This window comes from Ferdinandcohnia sp. SAFN-114, from assembly GCF_059415045.1.
Map to the genome: position 1 here is coordinate 1 of NZ_JBPFDQ010000044.1, position 17444 is coordinate 17444.

16 protein-coding genes are annotated in these 17444 nt (G+C 37.3%); 8 read left to right on the forward strand and 8 right to left on the reverse strand.

The genetic code is table 11. From position 1 onward, the window contains the following. Positions 1 to 121: 121 nt before the first annotated feature. Entirely contained in the window at positions 122 to 253 is a 132-nt protein-coding gene (locus ACR65M_RS14925) for a YjcZ family sporulation protein (RefSeq protein WP_099353023.1), read from the reverse strand. A gap of 209 nt (positions 254 to 462) precedes the next feature. Between ACR65M_RS14925 and ACR65M_RS14930 the strand changes: the two genes are divergently transcribed. The 5 genes from ACR65M_RS14930 to ACR65M_RS14950 all read left to right on the forward strand — a co-directional run bounded on the left by ACR65M_RS14930 (position 463) and on the right by ACR65M_RS14950 (position 6033). Then, positions 463 to 1632, forward strand: coding sequence for a M20 family metallopeptidase (locus ACR65M_RS14930; RefSeq protein ID WP_341331619.1), 1170 nt, complete (start codon positions 463 to 465; stop codon positions 1630 to 1632). Between the two features lie 157 nt (positions 1633 to 1789). Further along, complete coding sequence (locus tag ACR65M_RS14935; RefSeq protein WP_341331618.1) at positions 1790 to 2653, forward strand: fumarylacetoacetate hydrolase family protein; 864 nt, start codon at positions 1790 to 1792, stop codon at positions 2651 to 2653. Between the two features lie 137 nt (positions 2654 to 2790). Then, positions 2791 to 4341, forward strand: coding sequence for a Na+/H+ antiporter NhaC family protein (locus tag ACR65M_RS14940; protein WP_341331617.1), 1551 nt, complete (start codon positions 2791 to 2793; stop codon positions 4339 to 4341). 90 nt (positions 4342 to 4431) lie between these two features. After that, complete coding sequence (locus ACR65M_RS14945) at positions 4432 to 5145, forward strand: FadR/GntR family transcriptional regulator (RefSeq protein ID WP_440273688.1); 714 nt, start codon at positions 4432 to 4434, stop codon at positions 5143 to 5145. 177 nt (positions 5146 to 5322) lie between these two features. After that, a complete protein-coding gene (locus ACR65M_RS14950; RefSeq protein ID WP_341331615.1) occupies positions 5323 to 6033 on the forward strand; it encodes a cell wall hydrolase in 711 nt (236 codons plus the stop codon). A gap of 111 nt (positions 6034 to 6144) precedes the next feature. On the opposite strand, the gene ACR65M_RS14955 is transcribed toward ACR65M_RS14950, so the two are convergent. Both ACR65M_RS14955 and ACR65M_RS14960 read right to left on the reverse strand, forming a co-directional pair. Beyond that, on the reverse strand, positions 6145 to 6897 hold the full coding sequence (locus tag ACR65M_RS14955) for an ABC transporter permease (protein WP_341331614.1): 753 nt from the start codon (positions 6895 to 6897) through the stop codon (positions 6145 to 6147). Continuing rightward, the gene (locus ACR65M_RS14960; protein ID WP_440273689.1) at positions 6894 to 7622 is read right to left on the reverse strand and encodes an ABC transporter ATP-binding protein; all 729 of its coding nucleotides are present in this window, start codon (positions 7620 to 7622) and stop codon (positions 6894 to 6896) included. The genes ACR65M_RS14955 and ACR65M_RS14960 overlap by 4 nt, the downstream gene beginning before the upstream one ends. Before the next feature lie 148 nt (positions 7623 to 7770). Here ACR65M_RS14960 and ACR65M_RS14965 point away from each other — a divergent pair, with 148 nt between their 5' ends. Beyond that, the gene (locus ACR65M_RS14965; protein WP_440273690.1) at positions 7771 to 9102 is read left to right on the forward strand and encodes an NAD(P)/FAD-dependent oxidoreductase; all 1332 of its coding nucleotides are present in this window, start codon (positions 7771 to 7773) and stop codon (positions 9100 to 9102) included. A gap of 45 nt (positions 9103 to 9147) precedes the next feature. Here ACR65M_RS14965 and ACR65M_RS14970 read toward each other — a convergent pair whose 3' ends face one another. Genes ACR65M_RS14970 through pdhA form a run of 4 tightly spaced genes read right to left on the reverse strand, consistent with a single transcriptional unit; the run spans position 9148 to position 13459 of the window. Further along, positions 9148 to 10065 (reverse strand): malate dehydrogenase, encoded by a 918-nt coding sequence (locus ACR65M_RS14970; RefSeq protein WP_440273691.1) that lies wholly within the window; start codon positions 10063 to 10065, stop codon positions 9148 to 9150. A gap of 48 nt (positions 10066 to 10113) precedes the next feature. Further along, complete coding sequence (locus ACR65M_RS14975) at positions 10114 to 11379, reverse strand: dihydrolipoamide acetyltransferase family protein (RefSeq protein ID WP_440273692.1); 1266 nt, start codon at positions 11377 to 11379, stop codon at positions 10114 to 10116. A gap of 18 nt (positions 11380 to 11397) precedes the next feature. Next, positions 11398 to 12378 (reverse strand): alpha-ketoacid dehydrogenase subunit beta, encoded by a 981-nt coding sequence (locus tag ACR65M_RS14980; protein ID WP_440273693.1) that lies wholly within the window; start codon positions 12376 to 12378, stop codon positions 11398 to 11400. A 13-nt stretch (positions 12379 to 12391) separates the two neighbouring features. Further along, complete coding sequence (pdhA, locus tag ACR65M_RS14985; protein WP_246006379.1) at positions 12392 to 13459, reverse strand: pyruvate dehydrogenase (acetyl-transferring) E1 component subunit alpha; 1068 nt, start codon at positions 13457 to 13459, stop codon at positions 12392 to 12394. A gap of 139 nt (positions 13460 to 13598) precedes the next feature. Here pdhA and ACR65M_RS14990 point away from each other — a divergent pair, with 139 nt between their 5' ends. Beyond that, a complete protein-coding gene (locus ACR65M_RS14990; protein WP_440273694.1) occupies positions 13599 to 15197 on the forward strand; it encodes an ATP-binding protein in 1599 nt (532 codons plus the stop codon). Next, positions 15194 to 15874: a response regulator gene (locus tag ACR65M_RS14995; RefSeq protein ID WP_440273695.1), complete on the forward strand. Its 681-nt coding sequence runs from the start codon at positions 15194 to 15196 to the stop codon at positions 15872 to 15874. Before ACR65M_RS14990 ends, ACR65M_RS14995 begins: the two co-directional genes overlap by 4 nt. Positions 15875 to 15914: 40 nt before the next feature. Here ACR65M_RS14995 and ACR65M_RS15000 read toward each other — a convergent pair whose 3' ends face one another. Continuing rightward, complete coding sequence (locus ACR65M_RS15000) at positions 15915 to 17429, reverse strand: tripartite tricarboxylate transporter permease (RefSeq protein ID WP_440273696.1); 1515 nt, start codon at positions 17427 to 17429, stop codon at positions 15915 to 15917. Positions 17430 to 17444: the final 15 nt, after the last annotated feature.

Genomic DNA, 17444 nt, shown 5'->3' on the forward strand with positions numbered 1-17444 from the left:
TAATGTCACAATACTTATCTCAAGTATTGCCATTTTGGAGGTGTTTTATATTGTCTCACTATTTTAGGTTAGTCCATTCACTAGTTGTGAAAGGAACCTTCTCTTTAGCTCTGTATATTTTTTATCGTACGTAAGAAGCTCCGACAATTATTAACAAGATAAATAGTACAACGATTAATACAAAGCTGTTGTTATATCCAAATCCACCATATCCATATCCATGTCCGCAGTGATCATGATATCCGTAATGCATAGTGTCATCTCCCTTTCTTTTTCTTACACTGTTAAGATATGAGCCTATGGGTTGTACTGTATGTGCGAGTGCCTATTTTTTGGGACTTTTTATTATTTCTTTTTTTATTATTTAAAAATAGTATAGTAGACAAAGAGTTTAATTGAATTTTTATACAGGATGTTTTATAATTACCCAATAGAAACCTATAATCAGAAAGCAGGGTCATTATGAAAGCAGAAATACTTAAAGCTATCGAAGAAAACAAAGATCGTTTTTATGAAATTAGTGCATATATTGGTGCCAATCCAGAGCTTGGTCATGAAGAATTCAAAGCTTGTAAAATTTTAACGGATGAACTAAAGAAACATGATTTTAATGTAGAAATAGGAACAGCTGGCCTCCCTACTGCGTTTGAAGCTACATTTGATAGTGGTAAACCTGGTGCGACGATCGGAATTATGTCTGAGTATGACGCTCTCCCTGATTTGGGACATGCATGCGGTCATAATCTAATCGGGACAATGGGAATTGCAGCTGGAATTGGATTATCAAAGGTCCTTTCTGAAACTGGGGGAAAAGTAGTTGTATATGGTACTCCAGCTGAAGAGACGAAGGGCGGAAAAGTAACGATGGCGGAGCAAGGTATTTTTGACCACCTTGACGTCGCGATGATGGTTCATCCACTTAGCCAATACGAAAAAAGTGGTGCTTCCCTTGCAATGGACGCAATCCAATTTGAATTTTTCGGAAAAGCTGCACATGCTGCCGCAAGCCCTCATGAAGGCATAAATGCGCTTGATGCTGTGATTCAAACGTTCAACAGCATTAATGCGTTAAGACAGCATATTACACCAGACGCACGCATCCATGGAGTCATTCCAGAAGGTGGAAAAGCTGCAAATATCGTTCCAGATTATGCTGTTGCACAATTTTATGTCCGTGCTTCCTCACGTGCCTATTTAAATGAACTGGTAGAAAAGGTGAAAAAATGTGCAGAAGGTGCTGCCCTTCAAACAGGAGCTACAATGGAATGGTCAAATTATGAGTTCTCTTACGATGACATGATTACAAATGAAGAACTTTCAAATGTCTTTAATGATACGTTAATTGAATTAGGCGTTAATCCTGAGGAGATCAACGAACGGTCAGAGGGCACTGGGTCATTGGATATGGGGAATGTCAGTCAAGTTGCCCCTTCTATTCATCCATATGTAAAAATTTGTGATGAGCCTTTTGCTTGTCACACACACGGTTTTCGAGAAGCAGCTTTAAGCAATCAAGGTAAAGAAGCTATGATTCTTGGTGCGAAAACAATGGCAGTAACAGGATATAAAATTCTATCAAACCCAGAATTACTGGAATCAATAAAAACAGAATTTGAAAAAAATAAAAGATAAGAGAATGATAGACGGTTCCTTGTAATTTAGGTGCCGTCTTTTTTTGATTAAATCGTTTTGTTAATGTTCTAAAAAGATAATTTGTACAATATTCTATGGTAAGACCATGCATCTAGGTACAGCATGTGTTTTAAAATTAATCAGGATGGTGACGTGTATGAAATTACTTTCGTTTCGAGCTTCAGATGGTGTTCGTTTAGGTATTAAGACAGATAGCGGCATAATTGATGTGCGGGATACTGCTGAAAAAGCAGGTTTGATTGCCCCTGCTTCAATCAATGAAGTGATTTTAAATGGCCAGCCTGCAAAAGAACAACTTCAGCAGATTGTATCGGTAGCAAATGATTTCTTAGACGAAACTAGTATTACATATGCACCAGCTGTACAAACGCCAAATAAAATCATTTGTTCCGGTGCAAATTATCGTGCTCATGTTGAAGAAGCAAACTTTACAGTTCCGGATTACCCAATTTATTTCTCTAAATATCAAAATAGTCTTGCCGCACATAACGAGGATATTGTACCACCCCCTGCAACGAAGCAAGTAGACTACGAGGTTGAGTTGGTTGTAGTGATGGGTAAACAAGCAAAAAATATCTCACAAGGGGAAGCGCTTGATTATGTTTTTGGATATGCGACAGGAAATGATATCTCTGCACGGGATCTTCAAACAAGGACCAACCAATGGACATATGGTAAAGCAATTGACCAGTTTGCTCCAATTGGACCTTATCTTGTAACAGCTGAAGAAGTTTCAAATCCTCAAAATTTAGAATTGAAATGTTGGGTAAATGGAGAATTACGCCAAAACTCAAATACAGAGCTAATGATTTTCCCGATTGCTGAAATGATCAGTGATTTATCTCAAACAATGACCCTTGAACCAGGTGATGTGATTTTTACAGGAACACCAGAAGGCGTAATTTTAGGCATGAAGGAAAAAATTTGGTTAAAGCCTGGCGATGTAATGGTCTGTGAGGTTGAAGGGCTAGGTAAATTAGTCAATAGGATTGCGGAATAACCTTTCGCACATTCATTCGTGACTAGATTTGTGGGCTTCTGCTTGAATTTACCCCATTATGATTACCGGTCACGAATGATTTTTCATAACAATTGTAAGCGATTACAACTGTGGGATATTTTAAAGGGGGCGACCAAATGGAAGGTACTATATTTTCACTGATTCCACCGATTGTTACGATTGCTATTATTCTAATTACAAAGAGATTATTTTTGGCATTAGGTATTGGAATCGCAATTGGTGCACTGCTTTATAATCAATGGAATATCATTGATAGTTTTGTGAACGTTTACCACATTATGGCCGATGTACTAATAGGTGACGGCAAAGTCTTGTTGTTCGTTGTGTTAATAGGCATACTCTCCTCCCTTCTCTATCTATCAGGTGGCATTTATGCTTTCTCCGAATGGGGAGTAAAAGTTGCCAAAACGAGAGTTCAAGCTCAAATGGCGACAATGTTAATCGGGTTTTTCACATGGTTTGATGATGCATTTAGTTGTCTATTTCGTGGTAGCGTAATGAGATCTGTAACGGATAAATACCAAGTTTCGCACTCTAAACTTTCCTATTTAATCCACTCAACCTCTGCACCAATCGCTCTACTTATACCCATTTCAGGACTTGCGGCTTTTATCACTTCAATCATCGCAGGTGTTCTAACTGACACTGAGATTACCTCCTATCAGGCTTTAGAAGCGTTTTTACTAGCAATACCTACCAATTATTATACAATTACTACCATCGTCCTCGTATTTATCGTTGCTTATTTTGGAATAAATGTCGGCCAAATGCGGCGCGATGAAGAACGCGCAGTTAAAGAAGATATTTTATTTGATACAAAACGTGGTAAGGTACCAGGTTCCGAAGATACGAAACTTCCAACAAGAAATGATGGAAAAATGGCTGATTTACTTTTCCCTGTTTTAACTTTAATTATTGTAACTGTGATTTCTGCTATTTTGATTGGACGCTCAAGTGCCGAAGGACCAATCACAGCTTTTGATGTGTTAATTAATACAGACATTATTCTTTCCTTGGTATATGGTGCGATTGCAGCCGACCTTGTTATTTTAACAAGATTGCTAATGAAAAAAACCTCTGGCGAACATTTAAAGATTTCTACGTTCGCTGGTATTAAAACAACATTGCCAAGCGTTATTATTCTTTTCCTTGCATTAGTTACAGCTAAAGTCATCTCTTCCTTAGGAGTTGGAAATTATCTTGCAACATTAATTGATGGAAATCTACAACTTGCTTGGTTACCTGTTATCTTCTTTGTTTTCGCAGCTTTTATTTCTTATTCAATTGGAAGTACGCTCGGGACAGCTGGTCTTATGATTCCAATCGGTGCTGAGATCGTAGCAACAATTGATGTTACTTTCCTAATTCCGGTCATTGGTGCCGTGTTAGCAGGAACTGTATTTGGAGAGCATACTTCTCCTTTATCTGATACAACGATTCTTGCATCGATTGGAAGCTCGGTCCACCCTATCGATCATATGGTGACACAGCTCCCATATGCAATGCTTTCCAGTGTTTCTTCTATCTTTGGATTCATCGTCCTAGGATTTACACAAAATATTGTGATCGGTTTGATAACAGCTATTCTAGTCATGGTTGTGGGTGCATATTTATTTAAAATGCGGCTCAACAAGACTCACACCTTAAATGGGGAGATTGCCAAATAAACAAAATACTTCTCCTCATCCCCCCTTCTTATTTTATAAGGGGGGTGTTTTCTAGTAATCTAGAGAAAATTTACCATTATTGCAATCGATATGAAAGGTGATAGAAAAATGATTAAACCAGTGAAACGTATGAATGTTACAGATAGTATTGTTAACCAAATTAAGGACCTTGTTCTCCAAGGTAAACTTAATGAAGGAGATAAACTTCCCCCAGAGCGAGAACTAATGAATTTATTTGGTGTGGGTAGGCCTTCACTAAGGGAAGCACTGAAGGTTTTGGAGGCGCAAGGTTTAATTGAAAAGACACAGAAAGGTACGATTATCACAGGTAACCATGATAAGTTTTTCTCTGACTCCCTCATGTTCCAGCTCTATTTTTCCTCTGCCCAATGGCAAGATATTTTTGAAGCCCGTAGATTTTTAGAAAAAGAATTAACATACCTGGCAACAACGAGGGCAAATTCTAAAGACTTTGATGAAATCGAGCAAACCATTGTTGATTTGGAACTTTCCATTCGTGAAAACAATCAAACAGAATATGTTCGTTCGAACCTGCTATTCCATAAAAAGATTGCGAAAGCATCGAAAAACCTTGTTTTATTCAACCTGTATGAATCGATAAATAATTTAGTGAAGCACGCTCAGGAAAGTGGAGTGACTGTATATGGGGTAATGAACGAGTCCCTTAATTACCATAAAGCAATCTTTACAGCGATGAAGGAACGGAATGCAGAACGTGCTAGCGAACTCATGGTGCAACACATCAATAGTGTTGAAGGATACGTACAAAGGAGCCAACAGTGAGTTGTGGACGGTTCTCTTTTTTTTAGAAGGGAACCGTTTTTATTTACTAGTTTTTGGAAGATAGACAGGTTGTAATCTACCTGTAAAGAAACTGTAATACTAATCTATTTATTTTTTTCATAGAAATGAGTCATAGAGAGTTACCCAGTACTTAAATTAACTAGGAGGACTATCACTATGAAAAAAATACTATTTGGACTAGCGATTTTTATAGCATCTCTATTTTTTGCAGATCAAGCGTTTGCGTATACTGTACAAAAAGGCGACACGATGTCAGAAATCGCACATAAACATGGTATGACTTTAGAAGAATTAGCAGTGATGAACCCGCAAGTAGAAGATTTAGACCTGATTGTCGTAGGTCAACATATAAATGCAGAAGTAGATGATAACTCACCTAAATTATTTGAAGGTATGCACATTGAAAAGAAACAGGAAGTTGCAGCAGCTAAGCAAGAAGTTAAACAGGAAACGGTAAAAGCGGAGAAAGTAGTTACTGAAGTTAAAAGTGTTTCTACAAATTACAATTTTTCTTCAGAAGAACTAGATTTGTTAGCAAGGATTGTACGAGCTGAGGCTCAAGCAGAACCTTTTGAAGGAAAGGTAGCTGTTGCAGCAGTTGTGTTAAATCGTGTAGAAAGTAAGAAATTCCCTGATACGATTCGAGATGTAATTTATCAGCGTGGCCAGTTCCAACCTGTACGAAATGGTCAAATAAATAAACCTGCAGATGAAGAGTCGATAAAAGCAGTGCGCGCAGCACTCACTGAAATGCGAAATATTGCGAAAGACGCATTGTTCTTCTATAACCCAGCAATTGCCACAAATCGTTGGTTAGATTCAAGAACAACTGCTGTTAAAATTGGTCGGCACGTATTTAAACATTAATTTGGTTTTATGAATTCGAAAATAAGTTAGGGAACTAGTGAAGTTCCTGTTCACTATAGAAAAAATGCCTGAACCCTTATGAGGTTCAGGCATTTTTGATTTTATCCATTATTACCTCATCTTCAAAAATTGCATACGTTGGTTAAATAATGTTGGATACGATAAAAATCCGAGCATAATGCTTGTTACAGCTGCTGTGGTTAGGAGTAAAAAGAGCACGAGTAATTGAAATTGAACTGCTTGAATGGGATTTGCGCCAGCGATGATTTGACCACTCATCATACCCGGTAGTTGAACAAGTCCGATTGTTTTTTGACTTTCAATGGTAGGAATCATACTTGCCTTGATCGACGTAATCAGTTGTGTATGGATTGCTTGTTTTGGTGTCCCGCCTAAGGATAGGATAAGTTCGGTTTGCTCCTGATGGCTGTCAACCTCCGACGTAAATCGATTTAAAAATAGAATGGCAAGAACCATTGAGTTACCAACAACCATTCCACTGATTGGAATGATATATTGGGCTGTCGCAGGTGTAATCTGGAATCCAAGTAAAATTGCTTGAGTTAACACCTCCATAAAAATTAAGGTAGCAGCGATTTTCCAGGTGATCCCTTTGATGGCCCTGCCTTTTTTCCTCGCATTTTGAGTAGCTGCAACAATCATGACAATGACCATTAGAAAAATATAAATGAGACTCTCTGTATCGAAGACAAATTTTAAAATATAGCCGACAGCAAATAATTGTATGATTGAACGGACAACTGCAATGGTCGTGTCTTTTTCCAATCCTAGATTAAATGTTTTTGATAAAAAAATTGGGATAAGTACAAAAATTAGGGCTATTGCTAAAGCAAGTGTACTCAATCCATCTCCCCCTTCACAAATTGTTTTACTTTTTCATGATTCGGAGATTTCAACAATGTACTCTCACCTGTTTCAATAACTTCCCCTTCCATCATAACCCATACATAATTGCCAATTTCAATGGCTTGTTGGAGGTTATGGGTAATCCAGATGATGGTTACATTGTACTTCTGGTTGATTTTTACGATGAGTTCCTCAACTTCATGTTTCGAAATTCGATCGAGTGCGGATGTTATTTCATCCAATAGCAAAATTTGCGGATGGTTGACAAGCGTACGTGCAATGGATACCTTTTGTCGTTGTCCACCTGACAAATCACGGACATCTCGATTTAGGTATTCCTCTTCTAACCCAACATCTTCTAATAAATCCTTGGCTGTTTTTTCTTCTAATTCCTTGTCTTGAAGTGTCATTGGTAAAGCAAGATTATGATAAACAGTTCCATTTACCATAGGAGCATTTTGCAGGCCAATTCCAACTGCACGACGTAATTCAACTGGTTCATATGTTTGGATGTCTTTTTCCTTTATGTATATCTCACCTGAATTTGGTGACAAAAGACCATTACAAAGCTTTAAGAGTGTTGATTTCCCCGCTCCGGAAGGTCCAACTAATGAAGTAATCGTCCCCTCATAAAAGGATCCCGTAATATTTTTTAAAATATGTTTTTCATCCGCATGAAAATTAACCCTGTTAAAATGAATCGCTCGGTTTAATGTTTGCATTTATTCACTTCCTTTAATGCGATATCAATAAGATAACATATGAGCCTGATGAATAGATAAATTTTAATTCATTTTTGTATATTATGTACCTTTTTTGTCAAAGGCAATTTAAAATATTAATATATGAAAGTAATTAGGAGTGTTTTTATTGCAGCATAAGGATAAAGTTATCATAATTGGCGGAGGAATTGCGGGAAAATTAGCAGCGCGCGTTCTTTCTGATTCTTTTCGAGAAGTGATTATTATAGAGCGTGATGCTGAAGCTACTTCACCCATCCCAAGAAAAGGAGCGCCGCAAGGGAATCATATTCATGCATTGTTACATGCCGGTGAACAAGGACTTGAGAAGCTTTTTCCTGGAATCACTGAAAAGTTTTATTCAACAGGAGCCGTGAAGATTAATTCAACAAAAGACCTTGCTTGGCATCACCACGGAGTTTGGAAGCAGCGCTATGATGGTGGTTACACAACCACACTTCAAACCAGACCGCACTTGGAATGGCATATAAACCAATCCATAAAAGAGTTTAGTAACATAACAATCAAATACAAGCAAACTGTTAAAGAATATGTATATGACGAGGGAACCCATCGAATGATTGGCGTTGTGTTAAAAGACGGCAGTGTGATAAATGCTGATTTGATTGTGGACGCGAGTGGTGCAAGTAGTTTCACATATCGATGGTTGAATGATCAAGGCATACAAACCCCGCTAGAAAAAGTGAAAATTGATTTAACCTACGTTAGTCAAATTGTGGAATTGCCTGAAAATGATAACCAGGATTGGACGATCAAGCTTCTTTACCCTAACCCACCTCACGAAAAACTAGCCGGTTCCATTTCAAAGGTTGAGGGGAATCGATATTTGGTTACATTCATAGGATACCATGGCTGTATTAATGACAAAGAGGCTATTAAAGGAAATAATTTATTACACCTAGCAAAAAGGTTACAGGAGAATGATATCTATCAGACATTACAAACTGCCAAGCCTCTTACCAGTATTTCTGTTTTTCGCGTTCCAGAAATCTCATGGAGAAAAGTTGAGAAAATCAACAACTTTCCAGCTGGTCTTATCATGATTGGCGATACAATATGTAGAATTGATCCCTTTTTTGGTCAAGGAATGAGCATTGCTGTGTTAGAAGCACTTGCTTTAGAAGAAACTTTACAAAATCAATCGTTGGAAAATGTAGCTCGTGATTTTCATAAAAAGGCATCTCAAATCATTGCTCCGATATGGAACATGGTGCTTACAGAGGATTTTCGCTACCAGGAAACAACCGGTAAAAAACCTGTTGGACTCCCCATTCTCCAATGGTATGCCCGGCAGGTATTTCTTTTATCAGCTAAAGACATCCAGATTTATGATTCTTTTATAAAAGTGATGAACTTAAAACATCCAATGACGATTTTGATGAAACCAAGCATTGTTTTAGCGGTTTTGAGGAATGGGTTAACGAAAAAAGGGAATCTGTAATTAATTACAGTCTCCCTTTTTTTACCGGTTAGTTTTTAAAAGGCGTTATGATTTGTGTAAGGTAATTCCTTCGTGTATCAGTTTGACTTGCTCATTTATTTTTTGTTTAACTCTATTAAATTCTTCGGTCTCTTCCAATGTAAGAGGAATTTCTTCAATCGCTTCTACGCCATTTTTTCCTATTCTGGCTGCTTGACCAATTGAAATTCCATCCTTCCCAATCACTGACGAAGGAATAATTTCTTTTGTATCTTCAACGATTGCTTTAATAATCTTTACTAGATTTATAGAAGAAAGCCACCCTGAAGTTCTTCCTGAATTCAGGGATTGATAGTCAGAAAACCAATTTCTTATTATTTGAATGACGAGTTGTTTTTGTTCTTCTGCCAGCTGAATTTGTTTTTGATTAATATAAATACGACTAAAAATTGGAATTTGATCTTCCCCATGTTCACCAAACACAAAGGCTTCTATGTTCTCAATTGGCTCCTGTAAAACTTTTGATAGTGCCCAACGGAAACGGAATGTATCATTTAAAGAGAAACCTATCATTCTTTTTTGGGGAATTGCAACTAAGTCCTGTAATAGCGTGTGAATAATATCTAAGGGATTAGTTGCTGAAATGATAATCGGATTCTTTGTGTATTGATTAATATGACTAGAAATTTGTTGGATAATTTTATAATTACCCTCCAAATAGTCCATCCGTGATTGCACTTGTTTTTCGGGTATTCCCACTGTATTGATGATAATGTCAGAAGCTTGTAGCAATGAAAAATCACCACTTGTAATCTCTACAGATGAAAATTCAGCTGCTGCCTGCTCCATATCCATTTTGTGACTTGCAGCAATGTTTTCTTTCAGGTCAATCAAGCTAATTTCATCGACAAGGTTTTGTTGAGCTAGTACAAATGCTGTTGTTGCTCCTAGAGTACCTGCGCCTCCTAAAATACTTACCTTCAATTCTTTCAACACCTTTCATATTGAAAAATAGTACTGGATAACGTCCCTTTACACCAATTCCATAAATAGTAGATTTGGATTTTCTAAATAGCTTATGAAATGCTTTAAAAAGTATGAAGCCATTGCCCCATCAATTAATCGATGGTCAAAACTCAGGCTAATCCCCATGATGTCACGAATAACAATTTCTTCGTCTTCTGTAACGATTGGCTTTTTCTGAATACGATGTATTCCAAGGATGGCTGCCTCAGGATAGTTAATGATTGGTGTACCGAAGAGTCCAACACCGGTTGAACCAATATTTGTGATTGTAAAGGTTCCACCCTTCAACTGTTCCATTGATAAAGCATTGTTTCGTGCTTTCTCAGCTAAATTTGTAATTTCACTTGCAAGTGCTAACATGCTCTTTTGGTCAGCTTGTTTAATGACTGGAACAATGAGTCCATTTGGTGTATCGGTCGCAACCCCAATATTAAAATACTTTTTTAATATGATTTCTTCTTTCTTATCATCGATTGAAGCATTTAGATAAGGGAATTCCTTTAGTCCTGAAATAGCTGCTTTTATGATAAACGGCAAGTATGTGAGATGAACCCCTGTTTCTTTCGCTTTTATGGACATTTCCTTGCGCAGTGTAACAAGCTTACTGACATCTACTTCTTCTAAAATTGTAGACTGGGCAGCGATTTGTGAAGATTGTGTCATTTTCTTTGAAATACTTCGTCGCAAACCTCTTAGTGGAACTCTTTCTACTACCTCTTCTCCTGTTTGGATTAGATTATTTTCAAAACTTGCTTCCCTTTCCTGCTTAAAAACTTTTTCCTTCGTTGGCTTTACTTGCTTTTTTTCTTCCTTATACTTATGAACATCTTCAGCGAGGACCCTGCCGTTTTTCCCGGATGGAACAACTTGTAATAGATCCACATTTAGTTCACGGGCAATTCTTCTAACGGTTGGGGTTGCGATTACTCGTCTTTTGCCCATTTTGGATGATAGCTTTTCATCTTTATTTTCAAATCGTCCTGTTTCCTGTTCATTAACCGATTCATTGATAGTTTCCAATGATGCCTGCTTATCTTGAATTTCAAAGCTAATAATAACCGATTCTACCTCGGCAACATCGCCTTCTTCGTAGAAAATTTCCCTTACTCTCCCACTTACAGGTGATGTAATTTCAATCAAGGCTTTATCTGTTTGAACCTCTGCAATTGGCTCATCCTCATTAATGGTCTTTCCCTTTGTAACAAACCATTTTACAATTTCTCCCTCCGCAATTCCTTCACCTACATCAGGTAATTTAAATTCATAAATCATTTCATCACCTCCAAAAGATTAGTAATGTAATACTTTATCAACAGCGCGTAAGAGTCTATTTTCGTTTGGCATCCATTCATGTTCTATCTGTGAAAAAGGATATGGAGTATCAAACCCTGTGACTCTTTCAACTGGACTCTCCAAATACAAGAATGCTTCTTCCATAATTCTTGAGGCGACTTCGGCCCCAAAACCACTTGTTTTAACCGCTTCATGCATGACAATGACTCTACCGGTTTTCCGCACTGAGTTAATAACTGTTTCTGTATCAAAAGGGACCAAAGTTCTCAAATCAATAACCTCAACAGATACCCCCTTCTCGCTTTGTAATTTTTCGGCCGTCTTTTTTGCGATATGTACTGGAGCTCCCCAACTAACAATTGTAAGATCCTCTCCTTCTTTTACAATTTTGGCTTTCCCAAGAGGAATCGTATATGCTTCATCAGGAACCTCTTCTTTTACAGAACGATATATTTTCATTGGTTCAAAAAAGACAACAGGGTCGGGGTCTTGGATTGCTGCTAATAACAATCCTTTTGCATCATATGGACTACTTGGAATAACCACTTTCAAACCAGGCGTATGTGTAAAGAAAGATTCATAGCTATCACAATGAAGTTCTAATGCATGAACTCCGCCTCCAAAGGGTCCTCTGATGACCATTGGAGCAGTAAACCTTCCACCGGTACGGAATCTTACTCTCGCTGCTTGCGAACAAAGTTGGTCCATTGCTGAATAAATAAACCCCATAAACTGTAGCTCGACAATTGGTTTCATTCCATTTGCAGCAAGGCCAATTGCTGAGCCGACAATACCAGATTCTGCGAGTGGTGTATCTACAACCCTATGCTCTCCGAACTTTTCTTGAAGCTGTTCGGTTGCTCTGAACACACCTCCATTTGTTCCTACATCAAGTCCCATTACCATAACGCTCGGATCTTGTTCTAGAGCTATCTCCATTGCTTCGTTTACAGACTGAACGATTGTTTTGACCGGCATTGTTGTAACCCCCTTATTTAGTAATAAATTGCTCACTACTTATTTCTTCTTTTTGTAAAATCAAGTCAGTGGTTGGAGTTTCATAAACATGATCAAAGATATCTGAAAGTTTCGTTTTTGCTGTGCTTTCAGCTTCTTTTACAGCTTCATTTATCTCATTCTTCATTCTTTCTGCTGTTTCAGCGTCCTCTTCCTCAGTCCAAAGTCCTTGTTTAAGGAGAAAGTTTTTAAATAAAAATACCGGATCTCTTTTTGATTTCCATTCTTGGGCAATTGTATCTTCACGGTATCTAGTTGGATCATCTGATGTTGTGTGTGGTCCAACTCGGTATGTAACCGCTTCAATTAACGTTGGCCCTTCTCCATTTCGCGCACGCATAATCGCTTCTTTCGTAACTTCATAGACTGCTAATACATCATTCCCATCTACTCGAACCCCTGGCATACCGTAAGCGAATGCTTTTTGGGATATGGTCTCAGTTGCCATTTGTTTTTCAATTGGAACACTGATGGCCCATTTATTATTTTGACAAAGGAATACAGCTGGTACTTTTAATACAGCAGCCATATTAAGACCTTCATGAAAGTCCCCTTTCGAGGTAGCACCGTCTCCAAATGTCGTTAAGGCTACTCGATCTTCTCCCTTTAATTTACTTGCCCAAGCAGCACCTACAGCCTGAGGAATTTGAGGAGGAATCATAATCGCTAATGGAAAAATATTTACGTCGTCTGGAACGAGACTTCCGTCTTTGTGGCCCATTGCATAAAGCAAGGCAGTTTTCATGTCCTTGCCAAAAGTAAAACAAGCTGCTAAGTCTCTTCCATAAGGAAACAACCAATCTCCCTTTTCAAGGGCAAAAGCACTACCTACTTGGGCAGCTTCTTGCCCACTATACGGAGGGTAAGTTCCTATTCTTCCTTGCCTTTGTAAACGAAATGCCCGTTCGTCATATAATCTGGCCATTAGCATTTTTTTATAAAGCCCACGTAATTCATATTCTGATAGATTCAGAGTCTTGTTTTGTAATAGCTGGCCATCATCACCAATTCTACGGACTAAATCACATGTTTTTGTTTCCATCATACTTCCTCCCTACAATGAATGAACTATTTATTGACACAAAAGGAATACATGTTATCATTTTAACTATAAATATATTATTTTCTTTAAATTCAGACTTTTCTCTCGTTATTTGTATGCTAAAGGAAGTGAGTCAAATTTGTTTCCAAAAGTTTTTGAACGGATTCCCCTGAAAGCTAAAATTATTTTGTTTTCCACTTCTGTCATTGCTATTGTCTTAATTGTTTCCGGCTATTTATCTTACATTATTCTGTCAAAATCGATTGAAGAGACAGTTGGTGAAAACGCTCTTGAAATTACCCATCTTATTTCTAAGATGCCCGCAGTACATGAAGCTTTAAAAGAATCAGATAAAAGGGTTGATCTCCAAGAAGTCTATGAAGACTATTTGAATGAATCAGATAAAGAACTTTTTTTTGTACTAGTGAATCAGGATGGTGTTCGATATACCCATCCAGACTCATCCTTAATTGGCTTTCATGTAACCGGTAATGATATAAAAAGAGCTCTTTCTGGTCAAGCCTATTATTCTTATGCAAACGGAATATCTGGGCCTACCTTACGAACTTGGGTCCCCGTTATCGACCCTGATACAAATCAACAACTAGGAATCCTAGCAATTGGATACTCTCAAAAGAACATCAGTGGTTTTGTACAAAGAAATATGGATTTACTTGTTTATTCGCTTTTAATTGCGTTTTCAATTGGAATTTTTGCAGCTATTATTTTTGCAAAACAAATCAAGAAAATCTTACATAATCATGAACCTGAGGAGATTGCTAAGCTTTTCATCCAAAGGGAGGCAATGCTAGAATCTTTAAGCGAAGGAATAATTGCTACCGACCAAGAAAATAATATTACACTTATAAATTCAGCGGCAAAGCAGATTCTAAACCTTCCTCAAGACATCGATAAAAGAAAACTTTCCGAAATTATGGATGAATTTTCACTATTAAAATCCCCTCTTAATCACCAAAATATGGAATTATTTGTGAATGATACGGTGATATTAGCAAACTACTACCCCATTTCTAAACAGAATAAAATTTGGGGACATATCATTACATTTCATGACATCTCAGAAGTTAGACGCTTAGCTGAAGATCTAACTGGTGTAAATGAATATGTTGATGGTTTGCGGGCAAAAACTCATGAATTTTCTAATAAACTTCAAACGATATCAGGATTAATAGAATTAAATCGCTATGATGAAGTTAAAGCTTATATTTCCAACACGAATTTTCAGCAACAAAAATTATTAGAATTTTTAACACGAAATATTCTAGAACCTAAAATTTCTGGACTTTTATTAGGTAAAATCCAACAAGCAATCGAGTTAAACGTGAAAGTTACCTTTACTCCTGGAAGTAAAATTGGAACATTACCTCCCAAAATTCCAGTTGATAGTGTAGCACTTATTATCGGTAACCTACTCCAAAACGCTATTGATGCGGTTAAACATACACCATCTGGAGAAGTACAGCTTACATTTTTGGACAAGGATAATCATCTCACTATTTTAGTTGAAGATAATGGAAGTGGTGTCAATGCAGAGAATGTTCAAACTATCTTCACCAAAGGCTATTCTTCAAAAGGAACTTTAGGTTATGGATTATTCCTTGTGAAACATCATGTAGAAAACTTATTAAATGGCTCAATCACTTTTTCACAAAATGATGGAGTTTGTTTTAGTGTGCAAATTCCAAAAAAAATGGATAATCAAATATTGAAAGGATGATTACAATGATATCAACCTTCATAGTCGAAGATGATCCAATGGTTGCTAAAATCAATGCTGATTATTTACAAAAAATGACCTCCTTTTCGCTCATAGGTCATGCGAAAAATGGTAAAGATGCTCTACAGCAAATTGTGAATCTCCGACCACAACTCGTTTTATTAGACGTCTATATGCCTGAGTTGACTGGTATTGAATTATTAAGAGTATTGCGTAATAAGAACGTGATGGTCGATGTGATTCTCGTTACTGCTGCAGATGCTCCTCATTTAATCGAAGAAGCACTTCGTCATGGAGTTGTTGATTGTATCCTTAAGCCATATGGTTTTGAACGATTCCAAACATCACTTGCTTTTTATGAAAAAAGACAGACAATGTTTCACTCACTACCACGAATTCGTCAATCAGACATCGATCAACTCTACTCGACTACTTTAACAGAAGAAAAAATTGTTTTACCAAAAGGGATTGATCCTGTAACCCTTACCTTAATAAGAGATGAACTTAAGAAAGCAAAGAGATCCTTTTCGATTACAGAACTTAGTAAACACGTAAAAATTTCTACCCTTACCGTACGTAAGTATATTGAATTCATGATTCAAAATGATGAAATTGTGTTAGATTTAGAATACTCCGATAAGGGACGCCCTAAAAAACTTTATTCTATTAAAATATAAATTCTTATTGAACAGTATGAGGAATTTCCCTCTTCATTCCTCATGCTGGTATGTCTTCCGTTAATTCTTTTTTCTTCTTTTTAAAAACTTTTAATACGAATGGTGCAAAGATAAATAATGTAATACATAACAAAATGATTATTGAAATTGTACTACCAACAAAGATATCCAAACTCCCATTTGAAAGACTAAATGCTTGACGTGCAGACATTTCGAGTTTTGGTGTTAATACAAACGCCAATAATAATGGAGCTATAGGATAATTATTTTCTTGGAGGATGTATGCAATAACACCGCCAAACAACATAATCCAAACATCGAACATGTTGTTATTCACACTATATGAACCAATAATACAAATAACGGTTATAATCGGCACCATTAGTGAATTTGGAATTAGAATGACTTTCATTAAGATTGGAATAAAGGCTAATCCCACAATTAAACTAATAATATTTCCTATATACATGGATGAAATTAATCCCCAAACAAAATCAGGATTGCTTTTAAATAGTAGTGGCCCTGGGTCTAGTCCCCACATGATTAACCCACCTAATAATATAGCCGTTGTGGCAGAACCGGGAATTCCAAGTGAGAGTAAAGGCACAAACGCACCAACTGCAGCCCCATTATTACCTGATTCTGCAGCTGCAACTCCTTCCATAGCTCCTTTTCCCATTTCTTTCTTATTTTTACCAACTCTTTTTTCTAACACATAGGAAAGTAATCCACCTGTTGTAGCACCTGCACCTGGTAATACTCCTAGAAAAGTACCAAGTATACCTGAGCGAATACTAGGTATTGCAATCCGTTTTGTATCTTTTTTATCTAATAGACTTTCCTTAAATGATAGCTTCTTTGTCTCTTTGACATTGAGTTTTTGAGTAATCATAACGATTACTTGGCTAAAGCCAAACATTCCTATAATCATTGGAATAAGTTCGAGTCCACTTAGTAATTGATCTGAACCAAATGCAAATCTGGCTTGCCCTGACATAGCATCTACGCCAACTGTTGCGAACATAACTCCAAGAACAGTTGCAGCAACACCTTTCGAAGGGCTTTCCCCTAGAAGCCAACCGACTGAACAAAGTGCTAATAGAATTAATAACGCAACTTCTGCTGGTCCAAAAGCTAGCCCTAGATCAGCCAATGGGGGGCCAATAAACGTTAAAGCCAATATTCCAATCGTCCCTCCAATAAACGAAGCCATATTAGCTGAAAATAATGCTTTACCTGGTTTTCCTTTTTGAGTTAGCGGATACCCGTCAAACGCTGTTGTAATAGCTGCAGAATCACCGGGAATATTGATTAATATGGCACTATATGCACCTCCGTACATACAACCATAATATACAGCGGCCAACATGATTACTCCTGTAATTGGATCCATCCCAAAGGTTAATGGTAAAAGCAAGGCGACTCCTAATGCTGATCCCAATCCAGGTATGGCGCCTATAATGATACCAAGTATCGCCCCGATTAATGCAGCTAGCATGTTCTGTAACGAAATTGCTTCCGCAAACCCAGAAAGGAGTAATTGAACAGTTTCCATAAGCATATCTCCTTT